Origin of the sequence: Spiroplasma poulsonii (genome assembly GCF_009866525.1) — a bacterium.
In the GTDB taxonomy this organism is placed as follows: domain Bacteria; phylum Bacillota_I; class Bacilli_A; order Mycoplasmatales; family Mycoplasmataceae; genus Spiroplasma; species Spiroplasma poulsonii.
On sequence record NZ_CM020866.1, the window covers coordinates 174,220 to 194,470 of the forward strand.

The window sequence follows — 20,251 nt, forward strand, 5'->3', positions numbered from 1 at the left end:
ATGAGTAATTTAATTAATTTTAATCGGTTTGTTTCTTTTACAACAATTGAAGGTCCGGGAAACCGGTTTGCCTTATGAATGCAAGGATGCATTATTAATTGCAAAGGATGTAGTAACCAAGAGATGATTCCTTTAATTAATCGGAATGTAATGGAAGTTAGTGAACTTTTCAAAGCAATTAAAGATGCGCAAGAGCGCTTTCAAATTGAAGGAATTACAATTTTGGGGGGCGAACCGTTTATTCAACCACGGGCATTATTGGAATTAGTGACGTTGTGTCAAGCAAACAATTTAACAGTAATTGTTTTTTCCGGTTTTTTATACGAACTATTGCAAGAAAAACACCCGGAAATTTTAACTAAAATCGATATCCTAATTGATGGGCCATTTATTATTGAAAAACTAGACAAAAAACGGCGTTTAATTGGTTCAACCAATCAACGAGTAATTAAACTAAGTGATACTTATCAAAATAATGATTATTTTGAACAAAATATTATTGAAGCTGAATTTACTGTTACTAAAAATAATAGTATGATTATTAATGGCGATGGTGCACACCTCGTCAACAATGAGAAAACAATTTTAACAAAAGAGGAGGACAAAGAAGATGGGAACATTTAAACTAGATGGTGATGTGTTTTTACATATTAAACAAGATATTATTAAAGTTGGGGATAAATTAGAATTTAAAGCAATAAATGGTGATATGAGTGATTTTCATATCGATGATGTTAGAGCAAAATATAAAGTTATTTCGTCAATTCCAAGCATTGATACTAGTGTTTGTTATACTCAAACAGTTAAGTTTAATGAAAGTATGAAAGATTATAATAATGCTCGTTTAATTACGATTTCAAGAGATTTACCATTTGCGCAAGAAAGATGTTGTAAATCATTTAAAGATGAAGCACATTTCTTAATTTCAGATTATAATTATCGAGACTTTGGGGCAAAATCAGGATTAGTTTTCACTGATTCACAAATTTTACCATGAGCTGTAATAATTTTAAACGAAGACAATATTGTTGAATATCTTGAAGTTGTGAATCCGGTTGGTAATGAATCAAATTACCAAGCAGTATATGACTTTTTAAGTAGTAAAAAATAAAAAAAGTATTGATAAAATACTTTTTTTATTTTAAAGTTAAAAGTTCTTTGATCTCATCAAGGTCCCGTAGCTTTTCTTTATCAATGTTTAGTTTAAAACCATAGCCTTCTTCTTTTTTATATTTTGGAATAACATGAAGATGATAGTGAAAGACTTGTTGAAAAGCTTCACTTTTTTCATTAATAACGTAGTTAATTCCAACAGGTTTTAAAACTTGATACATTTTTTGGGCAACTTTTTTTCCAACTTTTGCAACAGCAGCTAAATGTTCATCATCTGTTTCACTATAATAATCAAAGTGTTTTTTTGGAATTATTAAGGTGTGACCATCACTATTTGGAAATAAATCTAAAAAAGCGTAAACAAGATCATTTTCATAGATTTTTTTACTCGGAATTTCTTGGGCAATAATTTTACAAAAGATGCAATCACTTTTGTTCATTTTTACATCAGCTCCTTATGAAATAATTATAGCAAACTTATAAGGCGAGTTATAGCATCTTTGCTTTTGGGAAAGGAAAAATAAATAGTTAAAAATTTCTAACTTTTTTAAAAAATTTATTATTTTTCTGTTATAATTAATGGCTATAAATCATCTAATAATTCCTTAAATTTTGTGATATAATATATATGTAGCAAACAGAATGAGAGGAGATGATTATAATGGAAGATAATCGTACAAAAACAGCTCATGATGAAGCTAAAGAAATTGTTGGGCGATACCGTATGTTAGGGGAAGATATTTATGAATATCTTGAAGTATTAAAACATCAAATTAGCCAACGAAAAAAAGTATTGAACCTAATGATTTAAAACAAGCAGCCTACTTTGAAGAGTTACTAGTATCTGTCAAAAAAATCTGAAATGAAAAATACCAGGACTAAGTAAAGCTCTTATTTTATGAAAGCAAAGCAGTTTGCTTTTTTTAATAAAAAAAGAAGATTTTTAATCTTCTTTAACAATAAATGATTCAATTGCATCAAATAAAGTTTGCGAGTAAACATTTTCTGGATTATAACCAAAGGCTAATGAATATAGTCTTGTTTTTGCTGCGGTTTGCAAATCACTAAACTGAGCAAAAGTATATTCAATTCACTTTAAGATTTGTCCTTTAACATTTGGCACGTTTGTTGGAATTCCGTCTTTATCATAAAGGGCATTTCCATTTTCATCATATGTTCCTAAATAACCTGTTTGATTATATAATCATGATAATGAACGTTTAGCGCCTCCTTGTTGTGATACTCATGCTTGGTCTAGGTTGGCTGGTGTTCCTCCTGACCCATATCAAGTTAATGATAATGGTTTGTTATTTGTCTTAGTATTTTGATAATTAATGTTCATATTTTTCATTAAGTCAATTGTATAAATTGGTAAGACTAGAACAACTGATCCATATCTTCGGTTAGCATCTAAAAACTGATAACTTGAAGGACTTGTTCCTTCCCCTGATTTAATAATCCCTGGTGTTGCGGTTTCAATAATTTTTTGTTTATATGCATCAGCATTATTTAGGGTTGTAAAGATTTCATTTTTACTTTTATTGATTCCAACAAAACCTTTAAAGCCACTAAGGCCAAAGATTGGGTCAATTCCTTCGTTAATCATATTTTTAAATTCATCACCATTTTTGGCATTAAACATATTTTTTAAGTTAGCTGTTAGAATATCTTCTTTGTTTGTTAAATCAGTATTTAAAGTTGCAACATTTTCTAATGCTCCACCAGTCTCGAATAGTTTATCTAAACTAGCTTTATCTAATTTTAATTCTCAAACCATCTTAACATATGAATTTCAACGAGCACCACTAATTGTGTCTCATGATTGAATGGCATTAAATAAGGCACTGTTACGATTTAAATAAATTTCTGTATTATCACCACTACCATAACGTTTAATTTCGTTTTGGTGTAAATAGGTTGCAGTAATAATTTTATCAATTACAGCTGGGACTTCAACATGTTTATAATAATCATTAAAACGAATTTTTAAAGCAATTTTCTTTTCATCTTCTGTCATTTTATTGAAGTCAGTATAGTCATTTCCTGCAGGTTTAATTTTAATCTCAAAGTTATTTTCCCCTTGATCTTTTTGTGATTTCGTATAATCAGGTGATATTGTGGTTGATTTTCAGAAATATGATTGGACTCCTCCAACAAATCATTTTTCTGATTGGTAATCAGGTGCATATCCTTGGCCAGCAATTATTAATTCTAATGGTGTATAATTTGATATTCCAGTTAAATATTTCGTGTACAAATTATCAAGAGCAACTTGTTCCACAAAACTAACAATTTGTTTTGCTAATTCATTTTCTGGCTTACTAACATCAATTGTTACTCCAGTATAACGAGCTCTTGTTGCTTCTTCTGAGGCATAGAAGAATTTCGAAATATTAGTATCTAATAATCGGACAGCCATTGTTTTTAGGTCCGCTTTTGTAAAAATATCATTAAATGAATATTTTACGTAACTTGATTGATTTTCTGAATCAATTTGGGCAATAATTCAACGTTTAACTTCAACAGCAATTGCTGGGTCAGTAAAACGCTCAAAGTTCTTTTTCCCACAAGCAACAACAGTGGTGCTGGCAGAAGTAACAATTGTTATTGCACCTAAGATGCTTAATAATTTTTTCATTATCTTCTACCTCCTATTGTGCTAAAGTCATCACGATATCAATTTTGATCACCATTATTATAATATTTTGTTTTATCTTTTTCTCAAGTTTTAAATTGATGTAATCAAAAGGCAGTTTGAGTAGAGCTAGTATGAAGTCCTGAATAATTTGTTTTAATTTGTTCATCTCAATATTTTGATTGAGCAATTTTATCGACAATAGCTTTTGTTTTAATTTCTGCGGCGGGTCCACCAGTTTTATAGCCTTGAATCGTTTTGTTTTCTGCTTCAAAACTACTATATAAACGTTGAACTGCTCCTCCTGATAAGTTTGTTGTCATTGCGCTAATAATTAACGTAAATCAATCAGCATTATCGTGTCCTTCACCATCTTTAAAAGTAATAAAGTTTTTTAATCATTGGTCAGGACCTGCTCCATTTTGTAAAATTTTATTATTGAAAAAGTCATAAGTTCAGAATCATCATGTTTTATCATCAGCTGAACCAGAAGATGAAGACAATGTCGCGTATTTCTTAACCTCGTCTAAAACTTTAAATTTAAGTTTGCTAGTACTATCGTTATTAACTAAACTACGGTTTGTTAAATACCATAAATATTGGGCATTAGCAAATTGTGTATTCATTTTTTGTTGTGCTTTATCTGTTGTCATAATTTGTGATTTATCAGACATTGCTTTATATGAAATGTTTGAATAATTTAAACTTTTAAATTGTCAATCACTATTATAAGGACTATATAATGTTGCGGTTGCGTCAGCTAAATATTCACGACCATCAAGATGAACTAAATTTAGTCCATTTGTGTCAAAGAAGGCAACTACCATATCTTTAGTGTTACCGACTGTTCAGTTTCCACTAATTGAATCGGCAGTAGCTTTTCTCCCAATAGCAGTTACTGCTGCATCTAAATCAACAACTGGTGCTGTTGATGTAGCGCCAATACTATCATAAACACTTGCTTTTAAAATATTCGATTTAACAGCATCCGCTTGTGTACTTAATGTTAATAAGTCTGTTGATGGTGTTGCAGTTCCTTTACTATTGTTAATAAAATCATCTCAACTTGGTGCGGTTTTTAAAGCAGTTAAATCAGTATTAATTTGATTTTGGGTGTTTTCATCAAAACTATCTTTTGTAAAACCAGTATCAGTTGGTGTTACTCCCGATTTAAAGGCATAAGTTATTTTTGAAATAGCTAGCGGTTTTTCGTTTTGGAATCAGTTTTCAATAAGATATTTTTGAAATAATGAATATTGTCCAGAATCATATGATTGTGATAAAAATGGTTTTCCAATTGATGTTTTACTTGCATCAGCAAAAACAGGTGTTGCTACTGGTGGGAATTTAACCATATATTTAGTAACATCATAACCTTCTGTTTTTAAATTTCCGGCAATTGTGTCTAAACGAGTATTAATTGCATCAATTGTTAATTGACTTAAATCTGCACCAAAACTTCCACTTGTATTATCTCAACTAAAAGCTAAAGCTACTTGTGTTCGTGAGTTTTGATCACTAGTATTTCAATCTTTTGCTTGTCCTCCGCCTTTAAGAAAATCAGCGAAAGAACTTAATTTAATTACTGATGTATCAGTTGTATTAGTTTGATATGTTCGCATATTATTATTTAATAGAATGTTAGTTAACATTTGTGTTCCACTAATTCCTCCATCAGCACCGGTTGTCATAATAGTGGCTTTATAATTCTGCTCTTCAATCTCATATTTTTTATTTCCACTAGCACCAGTAATATCTTTATAATTTAAATCTAAAAAATCATGATATTTTTTTTCTCAATTTTTTTGGTCGCTATCTTTAAAACTTTGTTTCTTTTTCTCAACAATATTGTTTGTGTTTTGAACTAATAAATTTCATTGGTCTTTTAAAATGTCTTTTAAATCTTTATAGTCTGCAATATCACCAACTGTTGTTTGAGCAGTTGGAAAAAATTTATCTGGATTAGCTAAAGCTGCCACATTTAAAATTTGCGTTAATTGCACTGACATTTTAGTTCTTGTTGGTCCATCTCATTGTGATGGATCATTTGTTCATGTTCCATTCCCCGCATCAACAAAGGGATTTGCTAAAACACTTCAAATATCAGGGGAAGTAATTTGTTTTCCACCATAAATTCCTGGGAGTCAAGCTCAAATACTATCACCATTCCCATTTTTATGTTGATTGTTATTTTCTTTATTACTACATGCCACTACCCCAGAAGTTGTTGCCCCGACTATTACCACACTGCTAAGTACTGATAAAAGTTTCTTCATTTTGGTTCATCCTTCCTTTTGACTTATTATTTTTTGTACTTTTTGATAAAAAAATACTAAGTACATTCTATTAAAAATTTATAATAAAGTCTACTTTTATTGTACAATAAAAGTAGACTTTATTTTTAAAAAAATAAAGATATTTCACTTGAAAATAACGAAAGAAGCTCTTATAAAGGAGGAGTAAAAATGCAAAAGATTGAGATAAAAGATTTATTTGTTTCTGCTGATAATGAGATGATTTTAAATGGTTTAAATTTGACTGTTAATATTAATGAAATTCACGCTTTAATGGGGCCAAATGGAAATGGAAAATCAACTTTGTTATCAACAATTATGGGACACCCTAGTTACACGGTGGAAAGTGGGGATATTTTAATTGATGGTGAAAGTATTTTAAATAAAACAGTTGATGAACGCAGCAAAATGGGTGTCTTTTTTGCAATGCAGTCACCAGTTGAAATTTCTGGAGTTTTAAATTTAGACTTTTTAAAAGTAATTATTAATGCTCATCGCGATGCTCCAATTAAGTTACCACAATTATATAATGACATTAATCATAATATTAAAAATTTAAAAATTGATGATAGCATGATTCGCCGTTATTTAAATACTGGTTTTTCTGGTGGAGAAAAGAAAAAAAATGAAATTTTACAATTAAACTTATTAAAACCAACATTGGCTTTAATCGATGAAATTGATTCGGGGTTAGATGTTGATGCTTTGAATGTTGTTAGTGCTGAATTAAATAAAATGCGGCAAGAAAATTTTTCAGCAATTATTGTTTCACATTATGATCGTTTTTTTAATTTGGTCCAGCCAACCCATGCCCATGTCATTGTTAAAGGGAAAATTGTTAAAAGTGGTGATTATAGTTTAGTTAAAAAGATTAATGAAGAGGGTTATGAATGATTATTGCAGGAATTAAACTTAACATTTGATAATAAAAAAGCAGAAGCAAAACCTTTGACGGGGATTGGCTGTGCTGCGCAAAAAGGAAAATAACAATGCGAGTTTTACTGAATCAGCAAGAAGAAATTATTAGTGATAATCTTTTGATTAATGATACAACACAAAACTTAACGATTGAAAATACTAATCCTGGGCAAGTTATTAATCTTAATTTTTCAACTAATCTTTCTAATAAAACTTTTTTAATTTTTTTAAATTTAACTGCCGAAGCAACCATTAACTATAATATTCCTGCTCAAGATCAAATTAACATTATTAATATTTATAAAAATCGTGAATGTGAGCAAGTTGCTAATCTTTTTTATAATGTGCTAGAAAAAACCCATGTTAATGTTTATAATTTAAACATTGTTAATAGTAATATTACCGAAAATGTTACTTTTAATTTACAAGGCAAGCGTAGTACGCTTAAATATTATCTCGCAAGTTTGGTAACGCATGATTATCAAAAAAATGCAATTATTTATGCACACCATTTAGCGCCCGCAACTGAAAGTGATATTAAAACATATTCAATCGCAAAGGATAATTCATTACAAACCATTAAATGTACTAGTCACATTGAGAAAACAATGAGTAAATCAGAGGCTCATCAAGAGTTACGATTATTAGTTTTTGATAAGACTTCAAAAGCAATTTCTGATCCAATTTTATTGATTGATGAAAACGACATTAAGGCAAGCCATGCCAATGCTGTGGGAATGTTAGACCCTGACCAAATCTTTTATTTACAAACAAGAGGTTTAACAGTTAATCAGGCACGAAAATTAATTTGCATGGGTTATTTTAAAAATGTGATTGATGCAATTGAGGATGAAACAGTACAAAAAAATATTATTGATGAAATTGATAAAGAAATTGGAGAATAAATATGATTGATTATAAAAAAATTAGAGCAGAATTTCCTTTTTTTAAAAATAATGCTGATCAAATTTATCTTGATAGTTCAGCAACTAGTTTAAAACCACAAGTTGTGATTGATGCGATTAATAATTATTATACTCACTATGGAACTAATCCTCATAATACTGATAGTGATTTAGGGTATGAAACAAATGTGCAATATGAAACAATTCGTGGTAAGATTAAGCATTTTATTAATGCTAAAAAAGATCAAGAAATTATTTTTACGTCGGGAACAACATATAGTTTAAACCAAATAGCTTATGGGTTAAGCGACCTTATTCATGCCGGAGATGAAATTTTAATTACAAAACAAGAACATGGGGCAAATATTTTACCATGGTATCGTTTAGCATCAGAAAAAAAGGGTTATGTTAAATTTTTACCAGAAAAAAATTTTAGCATCGATTTAGAACAATTATCAAAAGTGATTACTGCTAAGACAAAAATAGTTTCTTTTGCTAATGTTCCCAATATTTTAGGTTATGAAAATAATCCGATGGTAATTATTGCAATGATTAAAAAAATTAATCCTGAAATAATTGTTGTGGTTGATTGTGCGCAAGGAATTATTCATATGCCAACTGATGTTCAAAAATGAAATGCTGATTTTATTACTTTTTCTGCTCATAAAATTTTTGGGCCAACTGGAATTGGAATTTTATGAGGAAAAGAAGAATTATTATTGAAACTAAAACCATTAATTGTTGGTGGCGGAATGAATGCTCGGATTGAAGGCAACGGGTCAGATTATCTTTTAAAGGGATTACCAGACCGATTAGAAGCGGGATCACCTAATATTGCTGATATTTTTGGTTTTGGAGCAGCGATTGATTTTGTTAATCGACTTACATTAAAAGAAATTATTAGTTACACTCATCAGTTAAAACAATATGCGCTTGAGCAATTTAATCAAAAATTAAAAGATAAGGTTATTATTTATAATGCTGATGCTAAAGCGGGAACATTGGTGTTTAATGTAAAAGATGTTTTTTGTCAAGATGTTGCGACGCATATCGGTAGTCGTAACAAAATTACAGTTCGAAGCGGTGATCATTGTGCTCGGTTAATTGGAGAAATTATTCCGGATAAAAATACAATTCGTGTTAGTTTTTCAATTTACAACAGTTATGAAGATATTGATTTATTAGTAACAGCCCTTGCTAATGAAACCGCTTTTTTGGGAAGGTTGGTTTAAATGGAATTTGATAAAAATGATCCAATGTTTTTACGGCAAATTATTATGGAACATTATTCAGAACCACAATATAAGGGGTTAACGAAAGAAGCCAGCGCACACTCAATTCATCAAGCTTCAGAATCATGTATTGATGATATTCATTTAGAATTAATAGTGGCCGACCAAAAAATTATGATGGCACGATTTGATGATGTTGGTTGTGCAATTTCAACTGCATCAACAGATATTATGGCGCAGGAATTAGAAGGAAAAACCATTCGTGATGGTTTAGCGATTATTGATAATTATTTTGCAATGGTTTTTGATAAACCATATGATGAGACAAAGTTAAACGAACTAGTTGCATTTATTAATATTGCAAAACAACCTAACCGAATTAAATGTGCTACAATTGGTGTCACTGGTTTTCAAACTTTATTATTAAATTTATTAGATCCAAGTAACAAAAAATAAAGGAGGTGTTATTAATGTCAAAGTTAAAACAAGAAAAACAAATTAAAGAAATTTCTAATTATAAATATGGTTTTAATGACGGAGATATTTCTTACTATAACACGGGGAAAGGTCTTAATGAAGATATTATTAATGAAATTTCAGATCATAAAAATGAACCAGCGTGAATGCGCGAATATCGCTTACAATCATATAGTAATTTCTTAAAAATTAATAACCCAAGTTGGGGACCAAATTTAGAATTTATGAATTTTGATGATTATGTTTACTATATTAAACCAACTGATCACATTGCTACAAAATGAGAAGAAGTACCAGAAAAAATTAAAAATACTTTTGATCGGTTGGGATTACCAGCAGCGGAACGAGATTATTTAGCAGGGATAAAAGCTCAATATGATAGTGAGCCGGTTTATGGTAGTATGTTAAAAGAAGTTGAAGAAAAAGGGGTTATCTTTTTAGATTGTGATACGGCGTTGCGTGAACATCCTGAGTTATTTAAGAAATACTTTGGGACATTAGTTCCAAATACAGATAATAAATATGCCGCTTTAAATAGTGCCGTGTGGTCAGGCGGTTCATTTATTTATGTTCCGAAAGGAGTTAAATTGGAAAAACCATTACAAGCTTATTTCCGAATTAATTACGAGAACAGTGGACAGTTCGAACGAACATTAATTATTGTTGAAGATGATGCTGAATTAAATTATATTGAAGGATGTACTGCGCCAATTTATTCTCGTGATTCTTTGCATGCCGCAATTGTTGAAATTTTTGTTGGGAAAAATGCTAAAATGCGTTATACAACAGTTCAAAATTGAAGTGACAATGTTTTAAACTTAGTAACAAAACGAAGCATTATTGAAGAAAATGGCCAAATGGAATGAATCGACGGTAATATTGGGTCAAAAATTAATATGAAATATCCAAGTGTTATTTTGAAAGGAAACAATAGTAAAGGACAGTGTATTTCGATTGCTGTTGCAAAAGAAAATGTCATTCAAGATGCCGGTTCAAAAATGATTCATTTGGGGAAAAATACTTCTTCAAAAATTATTTCAAAATCAATGACCTTTAATGGTGGAACAGCAAATTATCGTGGTTTAGTTCACATTGGACCAAAAGCTCAATATTCAAAAGCACGGGTTGAATGTGACACCTTAATTTTAGATGGGAAATCACATTCAGATACAATTCCACAAAATAAAGTTTATAATAATGAATCACAAATTGAACATGAAGCTACTGTTAGTAAAGTTTCTGAAGAACAATTATTTTATTTACAAAGTCGCGGGTTATCGGAACAAGAAGCTTTAGAAATGATTATAATGGGGTTTTTAGAACCTTTTACAAGAGAATTACCAATGGAATATGCTGTTGAATTGAATCAATTAATTAAGATGGATATGGAAGGCAGTGTTGGTTAATGGCCGTTGTTGATAAACAATAGATTCGACAAGAAAAGCTGCTGGCTCGGCAAAACATTGCTTTATCATTACGTCATCAAAAAGAGCAACAAATTTTTGATTGTTTTTTTAATAATAATATGATCCAAAATAGTAAAAATATTGCCCTTTATTATTAGACTTCTTGCGATACCCTTTTTATTAAAATATTATTATAAAATATAATTTATGAGGACATAAAAATATGAACAATAATAAATTTAATACTCTTAATGATAGAGAATGGTTAAGATTAACAGGAATAAAAAAATCCACTTTTAATAAAATGTTAGATATTTTAAAAGTTGCTGAAATAGAAAAATTTAAAAAAGGTGGTAAAACTAATAAATTATCATTAGAAAATAGATTATTGATGACTTTATTATATTGACGAGAATATCAGACTTATTTTCATCTTGGTAAAAGTTTTGATATTAGTGAGGCTAATTGTTATCGTAATATTAAGTGAATTGAATATATTTTAATTAAAAACTCTGATTTTCAACAACTTGCTGGTAAAAAAGCACTAATAAATGATTATTTTAATGATAAAACTATTATTATTGATGCTACCGAAACTCCAATCCAACGCCCAAAAAAAGACAAAAACAATCTTATTCTGGTAAAAAGAAAAAACACACGATCAAAACACAAGTAATTATCGAACAAGAAACCAAAAAAATTATTGCAACAAGTTTTTCGCTCGGAAAAAAACATGATTATGCTTTATTTAAAGAATCAAAAATCCCAATTTTAAAAAATACCAAATTAATAGTTGATAGTGGTTATCAAGGAATACAAAAAAATCACAATAATGTTCTAATACCTACAAAGAAAACAAAGAAAAACCCTTTAAACAAAGAACAAAAGCAATATAATAGACTAGTTTCAAAAATGAGAATTATTATTGAAAATATTTTTGCTATTCTTAAAAAATTTAAAATTATTACAGAAAAATATCGTAATCGAAGAAAAAGATTTGGTTTAAGATTTAATTTAATTGCCTCAATTTATAATTTACAATTATTATATTTAACATAAAATATTTATTTAAAATTAAATAATTTAAATAATAGACTTCTTGCATTACTTGTTAAAAAATTGCAAATATTTGTAAAAAAGATACTAATAGAAAAATATAATTTTAATTAATTATGTTTTTTATTTAAAAATTTAATATTTTTCCACAACGAAAAATTAATTTATTATTTAAATTATTTAATTTTAAATAAATATTTTATGTTAAATATAATAATTGTAAATTATAAATTGAGGCAATTAAATTAAATCTTAAACCAAATCTTTTTCTTCGATTACGATATTTTTCTGTAATAATTTTAAATTTTTTAAGAATAGCAAAAATATTTTCAATAATAATTCTCATTTTTGAAACTAGTCTATTATATTGCTTTTGTTCTTTGTTTAAAGGGTTTTTCTTTGTTTTCTTTGTAGGTATTAGAACATTATTGTGATTTTTTTGTATTCCTTGATAACCACTATCAACTATTAATTTGGTATTTTTTAAAATTGGGATTTTTGATTCTTTAAATAAAGCATAATCATGTTTTTTTCCGAGCGAAAAACTTGTTGCAATAATTTTTTTGGTTTCTTGTTCGATAATTACTTGTGTTTTGATCGTGTGTTTTTTCTTTTTACCAGAATAAGATTGTTTTTGTCTTTTTTTGGGCGTTGGATTGGAGTTTCGGTAGCATCAATAATAATAGTTTTATCATTAAAATAATCATTTATTAGTGCTTTTTTACCAGCAAGTTGTTGAAAATCAGAGTTTTTAATTAAAATATCTTCAATTCACTTAATATTACGATAACAATTAGCCTCACTAATATCAAAACTTTTACCAAGATGAAAATAAGTCTGATATTCTCGTCAATATAATAAAGTCATCAATAATCTATTTTCTAATGATAATTTATTAGTTTTACCACCTTTTTTAAATTTTTCTATTTCAGCAACTTTTAAAATATCTAACATTTTATTAAAAGTGGATTTTTTTATTCCTGTTAATCTTAACCATTCTCTATCATTAAGAGTATTAAATTTATTATTGTTCATATTTTTATGTCCTCATAAATTATATTTTATAATAATATTTTAATAAAAAATGGTATCGCAAGAAGTCTATTTAATAAAAAATAAAAACTAATTTGAATTACAACTAAAAAACAATTGCCAAGGTTTTTTTAACTTTTATTTTTAAAACAGAAAGATTAGTAATATATGAAGCAAGATAAAGAACCGCAAAAAAAACTAAGATTTTAACAATAAAAAGTAATAATGCTAAATCAAGATATTTAAACCCCAAAAGTGTAGAAATTAATTTGTCCATTTTTATACCTTGTCTTTTTCAAATTCTTTCCGGCATTTTTTATTATTATATATATTTATTTACAAAAATGCAAAAAATTTTTTTAAAAAAATAAATGTTATAATTAAAATGCAGTTGATAATTTAAAAAATTATTAACATTAAAAGGATTCAGGAGGTATAAAAAATAAATGTTACCAGAAAAAATTGATATTTTTATTGACGAACATATTGATAAACCTTTATCAGAATATATTAGACTTCTTGCGATACCCTTTTTTATTAAAATATTATTATAAAATATAATTTATGAGGACATAAAAATATGAACAATAATAAATTTAATACTCTTAATGATAGAGAATGGTTAAGATTAACAGGAATAAAAAAATCCACTTTTAATAAAATGTTAGATATTTTAAAAGTTGCTGAAATAGAAAAATTTAAAAAAGGTGGTAAAACTAATAAATTATCATTAGAAAATAGATTATTGATGACTTTATTATATTGACGAGAATATCAGACTTATTTTCATCTTGGTAAAAGTTTTGATATTAGTGAGGCTAATTGTTATCGTAATATTAAGTGAATTGAAGATATTTTAATTAAAAACTCTGATTTTCAACAACTCGCTGGTAAAAAAGCACTAATAAATGATTATTTTAATGATAAAACTATTATTATTGATGCTACCGAAACTCCATTCCAACGCCCAAAAAAAGACAAAAACAATCTTATTCTGGTAAAAAGAAAAAACACACGATCAAAACACAAGTAATTATCGAACAAGAAACCAAAAAAATTATTGCAACAAGTTTTTCGCTCGGAAAAAAACATGATTATGCTTTATTTAAAGAATCAAAAATCCCAATTTTAAAAAATACCAAATTAATAGTTGATAGTGGTTATCAAGGAATACAAAAAAATCACAATAATGTTCTAATACCTACAAAGAAAACAAAGAAAAACCCTTTAAACAAAGAACAAAAGCAATATAATAGACTAGTTTCAAAAATGAGAATTATTATTGAAAATATTTTTGCTATTCTTAAAAAATTTAAAATTATTACAGAAAAATATCGTAATCGAAGAAAAAGATTTGGTTTAAGATTTAATTTAATTGCCTCAATTTATAATTTACAATTATTATATTTAACATAAAATATTTATTTAAAATTAAATAATTTAAATAATAAATTAATTTTTCGTTGTGGAAAAATATTAAATTTTTAAATAAAAAACATAATTAATTAAAATTATATTTTTCTATTAGTATCTTTTTTACAAATATTTGCAATTTTTTAACAAGTAATGCAAGAAGTCTATTAAAGAAAATCCACGGTTTATTTTAGAGTTTGTTAATAATTTAAACTGAGAAGAAAAATTTGAATTAATTTCTGATTATGTTGCAACAAACGAAGAAATTGAAAAAGCAATTAACACATTAAATAAATATATATTTTTATTTATTAGACTTCTTGCATTACTTGTTAAAAAATTGCAAATATTTGTAAAAAAGATACTAATAGAAAAATATAATTTTAATTAATTATGTTTTTTATTTAAAAATTTAATATTTTTCCACAACGAAAAATTAATTTATTATTTAAATTATTTAATTTTAAATAAATATTTTATGTTAAATATAATAATTGTAAATTATAAATTGAGGCAATTAAATTAAATCTTAAACCAAATCTTTTTCTTCGATTACGATATTTTTCTGTAATAATTTTAAATTTTTTAAGAATAGCAAAAATATTTTCAATAATAATTCTCATTTTTGAAACTAGTCTATTATATTGCTTTTGTTCTTTGTTTAAAGGGTTTTTCTTTGTTTTCTTTGTAGGTATTAGAACATTATTGTGATTTTTTTGTATTCCTCGATAACCACTATCAACTATTAATTTGGTATTTTTTAAAATTGGGATTTTTGATTCTTTAAATAAAGCATAATCATGTTTTTTTCCGAGCGAAAAACTTGTTGCAATAATTTTTTTGGTTTCTTGTTCGATAATTACTTGTGTTTTGATCGTGTGTTTTTTCTTTTTACCAGAATAAGATTGTTTTTGTCTTTTTTTGGGCGTTGGATTGGAGTTTCGGTAGCATCAATAATAATAGTTTTATCATTAAAATAATCATTTATTAGTGCTTTTTTACCAGCAAGTTGTTGAAAATCAGAGTTTTTAATTAAAATATCTTCAATTCACTTAATATTACGATAACAATTAGCCTCACTAATATCAAAACTTTTACCAAGATGAAAATAAGTCGGATATTCTCGTCAATATAATAAAGTCATCAATAATCTATTTTCTAATGATAATTTATTAGTTTTACCACCTTTTTTAAATTTTTCTATTTCAGCAACTTTTAAAATATCTAACATTTTATTAAAAGTGGATTTTTTTATTCCTGTTAATCTTAACCATTCTCTATCATTAAGAGTATTAAATTTATTATTGTTCATATTTTTATGTCCTCATAAATTATATTTTATAATAATATTTTAATAAAAAAGGGTATCGCAAGAAGTCTATTGAAGATGAAATTAAAGAACGTGTCATCCAAAATATTTCAGAAGAAGAATATTTACGCCATAAAGCAATTATCGAAATATATGAAAAAGCTAAAAATGAATTAGAATTGAGTAAAAAAGGAAATTCTAATTAATAAATAATACTAAATGTATTATTTTTTATTTATTAATTTAAGATAATTACAACCGATTGCTTTTAAATTTTCTTCCAAATAACTAAATTGTATAATTAAAAATGAGAAAAAATCTCATTATAATGCACAATTATTTAGTTTTTATTTTAAGCAAATAAAAACTAAATTTAATTAAATTAAGAAAAATAATTTAAAAATTAAAGAATAAAAGACATAATTTTAGATTTTTAAGTTAAAATAATACTAAGTGTATTTTACACAGATATAAATGGTCAAACATACCAGAAAGGTTCTAAATATGAAAAAAACTGAGAAAAGAAAATTAAAGTTATGACATAAAATTACAATCTGAGGAATATTAAATGCTTATGCTTTAGCAATGTTAATTGCTGTTTTAGCATTACCACAAACACCTTGACATTGTCGTTTATTTGCATTTATTAATATCTTTGTTGTATTGTTAATCCAAGTGGTTTATTATACTCGTCTTTATGTTAAAAATAAAAAGAAATCTATCAAAAGTAAAACCGTTGAATTAAAATAATTTTGCACCATAAAAAAACACACTTATAAAAGTGTGTTTTTTTAATTTTAAATACTCAACTATTCACAAGAAATTAAATGATATTTTCGTTTTCCACGACGAACAATTAAGTATTTATTAAATAAAAATTTATCTTTTGTAACAGTCCATGTTTCTTCATTAATAACAATGCCATTCACGGTGATTGCTCCTTGTGTTAAAAACTCCCGCCCTTCTCGTTTTGATGAAACGATTTCTGCTTGAACTAATAAATCAAGAATTGATAAATCAAAAGTTGATAATGAAAAAAACGGTAAACTAGTTTGTAACTGATCCAACTGTTGATCTGATAACTGGTGCAAATTACCATTAAATAATGCTTCACTCACAATTTGTGCTGTTTTCAAACCGTCTGCTTGATGCACAAATAATGTTACTGCTTCAGCTAATTTTTTTTGTGCAATTCGCTTTGCTGGTTCTTTTTGGTGTTCTTTTTCAATTGCAATAATTTCTGCTTCTGTTAACATTGTCAAATAACGTAATAATTTCCCGGTTTCTTGATCATCTTGATTAAAGAAAAATTGGTAAAATTCATATGGTGATGTTTTTTTTGGATCTAACCAAACGGCTCCTGATTCTGTTTTTCCAAATTTTGTCCCATCAGCTTTTGTTAATAAGTTCATTGTTAAACCACAAGCTAAATTATCTTCGCCAATTTGTTTATGAATATAGTCTGTCCCTGAAGTAATATTTCCTCATTGGTCACTTCCTCCGGTTTGAACAGCACAATCATAATTAACATATAATTGATAAAAATCATATGCTTGTAATAAAGTATAAGCAAACTCAGTATACGATAAACCAACTTCAATTCTTGTCGCGATATTTTCTTTTGCCAACAAATAACTAATATTAAAATCTTTTCCAACAGTTCGTAAAAAATCAATTAAAGTCATTTTTTGTAATCAATCAGTATTATTAACCATTCGGACATTTTTTCCAATTAATTGTTGCATTTGTTTACTTATTGCTTGGACATTGTACATAATTGTCTCATCATTTAATAATACACGTTCTGCTTTCTTACCACTTGGGTCACCAATCATTCCAGTTCCGCCACCAATAATTGCAATTGGTTGAAAACCAAACATTTCAAACCGTTTTAATAACATGATTTGAATTAAATGCCCAACATGTAATGAATCACCTGTCGGATCAAAACCACAATAAACCCCTTTTTTTAAAGTTTGAGCTTTTAATAATTTTGTCTCATTAGTTACTTGTTTTAATAGACCTCGTCATTTTAATTCTTCTATAATATCTTTTACCATCTTTTATTTCCTCTACTATTTAAAAAACTCTAAATTGTTAGAGTTATTCTTTATCGACTTTTGCGATTTTTTTAAGTTGATTAGGTTTTTCCTCTTCAATAATTTTTTCTGAAATTGACGCTGATGTTTTTTTCAGATCTTCTGTTACTTTAATTCCCGCATCAATAGCAGAAACTGTTATTTTAGCTAAGTCTTTCGCAACAGCACGAACATTTGGTGATTTTGCGGCAGCTTTAATTAATTTTACTGTCCCAACATCAATTTTCTTTAATGCTTTATAAGCCATTTCTTTTGTTGAAGCAGAATCTAAAATTTCTACCGCACCCTTAACATCTTTGATTCGTAATTCAATATCAGCTGCTACTTCGTCTGATTCAATTCCTTGTGATTTTTCTCACACAATTTCAATTTTATTAACCATTTTTTTCAATTGTGGATTATATTTTTTAACTAAATTAATAAAATCTTGGCGTAATTCTGATCCTTTTTTAGGGGCAATAAGCATCCCCGCTACCATAATTGCTAATGTTTTAACAAATTTAAAAGCCATAATTATTCCTTCTCATCAGAATTAGCAAAATCTTTTAATTTATCAACAATTCGATAAGCAATATCTTTATTACGGGCAATAACTTTTACTCATGCTTTAACATTCCGTTTCGCAAAAGCTTCAAAAACATCAATATAATTTGAAACTTTAACAACTGTATCAACAGTCGAGTTTAACATTTCTGATTTATAAGTTAAGTCTTCAACAAAATAATCAAATTTCTTAGCAGCAATTGCAACTTTCCGTGCAGCAATAATTCCATAACAACAAAATACAATTGCTAAAAATAATAAAACAATAATTAAAATTGTTTGTGAAATTAATAAATCGTCACTAGTTGCTAAGATATATATCATTTTTTCCACCCTTTTTTCTAATCAAATAAATATTACTTTTACATTATAACTTATTTTATTTAATATCAAAATAAAAATCCTTATTTATTCTCATCTTTATCAAAATTTTTACTTTCATTAATTTGGGTTTTAATTCGTTCTTTGCGTTTTTCCTCAGCTTCTCGCGTAGTTCGTTCTTCCATTTCTAACATCCGTGATAAATATGGATTGCGTTTAGTATAATAGTCATTAACATGTTTTGTTTCTGAATCGGAATCTTCTTTTCGCAAATCATGCAAGTTTTTATGATACTGTGCAATTGGTTTTGAACGACGCAAAAATTGATTGTTTACATTACTTTCTTGTAAATTAAGTGATGTTTTAAATCTAACTGCTCCCGCTTTAGTTGAGTTCTGTTGAATTAAACGACGGCGTTGATCTAATGGCATATCCTCGGAAAAATTATCATCAATTTGATTGGCTTTTGCAATCGCTTGGCGAATTTGTTCATTAATTAGTTTTTGTTCTTCTATTCCTTCAAACAATGCTGTTTGTTCATATTCATCAACTTGATGGCGTGGTTTTGGGTTACTAATTTTCTCTTTAATTTGTTCTAATTCTAACGTTAATTCATTTGTTCGCTCCCCAAAAATATTTTCCCCATTTTTACGTTGTTTAAATAAAAATGACACTGTTTGAGCTGCTTGTTCTGATAATTTATTGCGATTTTTTAAAGTTGATTTAATTTTGTTGCTATCTGTCAATGGATCATATTTTTTTAAAATATTGTTCAACATTAGCCTTTTCAGCATCTGAAATTTTTTCTTCCACAACATAAATTTTTGCTAATTCAGCTTTTTCTCAACAATTTTTTGTTCAATAATTTCATTAATTGAATTTGAAGCAGCATTTTCGAGTTCATCATGTAAATTATCTTCATAACTACTTATTGTGTGTTTAAATTCATTAGCTCCATCAAGTTTTTTCCCATACAAAGGTGAAATAACTTCTCCTATTGGATTTAAAGGAGGCTTTTTCTCAACCTGATGCTCAACACTAGTTGTTTCTGGTATTTCTTCTTGTTGTTGCTGTGCTTTTTGTTCACGTTTTAGATGAGGATAAGCATCATCATGATTATAATAGGATTCGATTTTTTGGTTTTTATTTTCACTCATCATGAAAACCCCCTTTATTTACCTAATATTATAAAACATTTCTTACTTTTTAACTAGTCGATTTGAAATAATGTTATGACGACCAACTTTGGCTTGATCAATACCATTTAATTGTACAGCATCACCAGTAAAACCAAATTAATTTTTGCTAAAGATTGACCAACCCCATAGATATCTACTGGCACCCCTTCCGTCTCAAATTCAATAATTTTTTGAACATTAAATCCTGAAGAAACAATAATTTTAACATAATCATAACCTTGCTGATTTAACGCTTGTCGCAGGGCCCAAACTAAATGTTTATTGACCCCCCTAATTTCATCAACGGAGTATTGTTTTTC

At 27.5% G+C, this 20,251-nt stretch carries 26 protein-coding genes and 1 pseudogene; 13 read left to right on the forward strand and 14 right to left on the reverse strand.

Features of this window, described 5'->3' with window-relative positions; translation table 4 throughout:
• Both MSROBK_RS11145 and MSROBK_RS11150 read left to right on the forward strand, forming a co-directional pair.
• Positions 1–624 carry a 4Fe-4S single cluster domain-containing protein gene (locus tag MSROBK_RS11145; protein ID WP_052443415.1) on the forward strand — a complete coding sequence of 208 codons (624 nt, stop codon included), beginning with the start codon at positions 1–3 and terminating at the stop codon, positions 622–624.
• Complete coding sequence (locus MSROBK_RS11150) at positions 611–1,111, forward strand: redoxin family protein (RefSeq protein ID WP_040092617.1); 501 nt, start codon at positions 611–613, stop codon at positions 1,109–1,111. The genes MSROBK_RS11145 and MSROBK_RS11150 overlap by 14 nt, the downstream gene beginning before the upstream one ends.
• Before the next feature lie 25 nt (positions 1,112–1,136).
• Here MSROBK_RS11150 and MSROBK_RS00930 read toward each other — a convergent pair whose 3' ends face one another.
• On the reverse strand, positions 1,137–1,553 hold the full coding sequence (locus MSROBK_RS00930) for an HIT family protein (protein ID WP_040092618.1): 417 nt from the start codon (positions 1,551–1,553) through the stop codon (positions 1,137–1,139).
• Positions 1,554–1,774: 221 nt separating this feature from the next.
• Between MSROBK_RS00930 and MSROBK_RS00935 the strand changes: the two genes are divergently transcribed.
• Positions 1,775–1,924, forward strand: coding sequence for a hypothetical protein (locus MSROBK_RS00935; RefSeq protein WP_157944215.1), 150 nt, complete (start codon positions 1,775–1,777; stop codon positions 1,922–1,924).
• A gap of 132 nt (positions 1,925–2,056) precedes the next feature.
• Here MSROBK_RS00935 and MSROBK_RS00940 read toward each other — a convergent pair whose 3' ends face one another.
• Together MSROBK_RS00940 and MSROBK_RS00945 are read right to left on the reverse strand one after the other, a co-directional pair.
• Positions 2,057–3,751: a lipoprotein gene (locus MSROBK_RS00940; RefSeq protein ID WP_040092619.1), complete on the reverse strand. Its 1,695-nt coding sequence runs from the start codon at positions 3,749–3,751 to the stop codon at positions 2,057–2,059.
• Positions 3,751–6,024, reverse strand: coding sequence for a lipoprotein (locus tag MSROBK_RS00945; RefSeq protein ID WP_052443416.1), 2,274 nt, complete (start codon positions 6,022–6,024; stop codon positions 3,751–3,753). Before MSROBK_RS00945 ends, MSROBK_RS00940 begins: the two co-directional genes overlap by 1 nt.
• A 189-nt stretch (positions 6,025–6,213) precedes the next feature.
• On the opposite strand from MSROBK_RS00945, the gene sufC reads away from it, so the two are divergent.
• The 7 genes from sufC to MSROBK_RS12570 all read left to right on the forward strand — a co-directional run bounded on the left by sufC (position 6,214) and on the right by MSROBK_RS12570 (position 12,039).
• Positions 6,214–7,029 carry a Fe-S cluster assembly ATPase SufC gene (gene sufC / locus MSROBK_RS00950; protein ID WP_040092620.1) on the forward strand — a complete coding sequence of 272 codons (816 nt, stop codon included), beginning with the start codon at positions 6,214–6,216 and terminating at the stop codon, positions 7,027–7,029.
• A gap of 2 nt (positions 7,030–7,031) precedes the next feature.
• Positions 7,032–7,865, forward strand: a complete 834-nt coding sequence (locus tag MSROBK_RS00955) for a SufB/SufD family protein (protein ID WP_040092621.1) — start codon at positions 7,032–7,034, stop codon at positions 7,863–7,865.
• A gap of 2 nt (positions 7,866–7,867) precedes the next feature.
• The gene (locus tag MSROBK_RS00960; RefSeq protein ID WP_040092622.1) at positions 7,868–9,097 is read left to right on the forward strand and encodes an aminotransferase class V-fold PLP-dependent enzyme; all 1,230 of its coding nucleotides are present in this window, start codon (positions 7,868–7,870) and stop codon (positions 9,095–9,097) included.
• Positions 9,098–9,553 (forward strand): Fe-S cluster assembly sulfur transfer protein SufU, encoded by a 456-nt coding sequence (sufU, locus tag MSROBK_RS00965; protein WP_040092623.1) that lies wholly within the window; start codon positions 9,098–9,100, stop codon positions 9,551–9,553. It abuts the gene before it with no gap.
• Between the two features lie 14 nt (positions 9,554–9,567).
• Complete coding sequence (sufB, locus tag MSROBK_RS00970) at positions 9,568–10,980, forward strand: Fe-S cluster assembly protein SufB (RefSeq protein WP_040092624.1); 1,413 nt, start codon at positions 9,568–9,570, stop codon at positions 10,978–10,980.
• A 223-nt stretch (positions 10,981–11,203) separates the two neighbouring features.
• Positions 11,204–11,656, forward strand: a complete 453-nt coding sequence (locus MSROBK_RS12565; RefSeq protein WP_040092625.1) for an IS5 family transposase — start codon at positions 11,204–11,206, stop codon at positions 11,654–11,656.
• Positions 11,641–12,039, forward strand: a complete 399-nt coding sequence (locus MSROBK_RS12570; RefSeq protein ID WP_242441474.1) for a transposase family protein — start codon at positions 11,641–11,643, stop codon at positions 12,037–12,039. Before MSROBK_RS12565 ends, MSROBK_RS12570 begins: the two co-directional genes overlap by 16 nt.
• 196 nt (positions 12,040–12,235) lie before the next feature.
• Here the strand turns inward: MSROBK_RS12570 and MSROBK_RS12575 are convergent, their stop codons facing one another.
• The 3 genes from MSROBK_RS12575 to MSROBK_RS00985 all read right to left on the reverse strand — a co-directional run bounded on the left by MSROBK_RS12575 (position 12,236) and on the right by MSROBK_RS00985 (position 13,345).
• Positions 12,236–12,634, reverse strand: a complete 399-nt coding sequence (locus MSROBK_RS12575; RefSeq protein ID WP_242441474.1) for a transposase family protein — start codon at positions 12,632–12,634, stop codon at positions 12,236–12,238.
• A complete protein-coding gene (locus tag MSROBK_RS12580; RefSeq protein ID WP_040092446.1) occupies positions 12,619–13,071 on the reverse strand; it encodes an IS5 family transposase in 453 nt (150 codons plus the stop codon). The genes MSROBK_RS12575 and MSROBK_RS12580 overlap by 16 nt, the downstream gene beginning before the upstream one ends.
• A 103-nt stretch (positions 13,072–13,174) precedes the next feature.
• A complete protein-coding gene (locus MSROBK_RS00985) occupies positions 13,175–13,345 on the reverse strand; it encodes a hypothetical protein (protein ID WP_157944216.1) in 171 nt (56 codons plus the stop codon).
• A gap of 303 nt (positions 13,346–13,648) precedes the next feature.
• Between MSROBK_RS00985 and MSROBK_RS12585 the strand changes: the two genes are divergently transcribed.
• The gene (locus tag MSROBK_RS12585; protein WP_040092626.1) at positions 13,649–14,101 is read left to right on the forward strand and encodes an IS5 family transposase; all 453 of its coding nucleotides are present in this window, start codon (positions 13,649–13,651) and stop codon (positions 14,099–14,101) included.
• A complete protein-coding gene (locus tag MSROBK_RS12590) occupies positions 14,086–14,484 on the forward strand; it encodes a transposase family protein (RefSeq protein WP_242441474.1) in 399 nt (132 codons plus the stop codon). Before MSROBK_RS12585 ends, MSROBK_RS12590 begins: the two co-directional genes overlap by 16 nt.
• A 473-nt stretch (positions 14,485–14,957) precedes the next feature.
• On the opposite strand, the gene MSROBK_RS12595 is transcribed toward MSROBK_RS12590, so the two are convergent.
• Together MSROBK_RS12595 and MSROBK_RS12600 are read right to left on the reverse strand one after the other, a co-directional pair.
• Complete coding sequence (locus MSROBK_RS12595; RefSeq protein WP_416375434.1) at positions 14,958–15,356, reverse strand: transposase family protein; 399 nt, start codon at positions 15,354–15,356, stop codon at positions 14,958–14,960.
• Positions 15,341–15,793: an IS5 family transposase gene (locus MSROBK_RS12600; RefSeq protein WP_040092630.1), complete on the reverse strand. Its 453-nt coding sequence runs from the start codon at positions 15,791–15,793 to the stop codon at positions 15,341–15,343. The genes MSROBK_RS12595 and MSROBK_RS12600 overlap by 16 nt, the downstream gene beginning before the upstream one ends.
• 501 nt (positions 15,794–16,294) lie before the next feature.
• Between MSROBK_RS12600 and MSROBK_RS01000 the strand changes: the two genes are divergently transcribed.
• Complete coding sequence (locus MSROBK_RS01000) at positions 16,295–16,540, forward strand: hypothetical protein (RefSeq protein ID WP_040092631.1); 246 nt, start codon at positions 16,295–16,297, stop codon at positions 16,538–16,540.
• A 59-nt stretch (positions 16,541–16,599) separates the two neighbouring features.
• Here MSROBK_RS01000 and tyrS read toward each other — a convergent pair whose 3' ends face one another.
• The 6 genes and pseudogenes from tyrS to MSROBK_RS01025 all read right to left on the reverse strand — a co-directional run.
• Entirely contained in the window at positions 16,600–17,850 is a 1,251-nt protein-coding gene (gene tyrS / locus MSROBK_RS01005) for a tyrosine--tRNA ligase (protein WP_040092633.1), read from the reverse strand.
• A gap of 43 nt (positions 17,851–17,893) precedes the next feature.
• The gene (locus tag MSROBK_RS01010) at positions 17,894–18,400 is read right to left on the reverse strand and encodes a hypothetical protein (RefSeq protein WP_040092635.1); all 507 of its coding nucleotides are present in this window, start codon (positions 18,398–18,400) and stop codon (positions 17,894–17,896) included.
• A gap of 2 nt (positions 18,401–18,402) precedes the next feature.
• Positions 18,403–18,756, reverse strand: coding sequence for a hypothetical protein (locus MSROBK_RS01015; RefSeq protein ID WP_040092637.1), 354 nt, complete (start codon positions 18,754–18,756; stop codon positions 18,403–18,405).
• An 80-nt stretch (positions 18,757–18,836) separates the two neighbouring features.
• Positions 18,837–19,529, reverse strand: coding sequence for a hypothetical protein (locus tag MSROBK_RS11290; RefSeq protein WP_227991319.1), 693 nt, complete (start codon positions 19,527–19,529; stop codon positions 18,837–18,839).
• A gap of 51 nt (positions 19,530–19,580) precedes the next feature.
• The gene (locus MSROBK_RS11295) at positions 19,581–19,910 is read right to left on the reverse strand and encodes a hypothetical protein (RefSeq protein ID WP_227991320.1); all 330 of its coding nucleotides are present in this window, start codon (positions 19,908–19,910) and stop codon (positions 19,581–19,583) included.
• 107 nt (positions 19,911–20,017) lie between these two features.
• Positions 20,018–20,251 (reverse strand): annotated as a pseudogene (locus tag MSROBK_RS01025) (hypothetical protein); the annotation flags it as partial.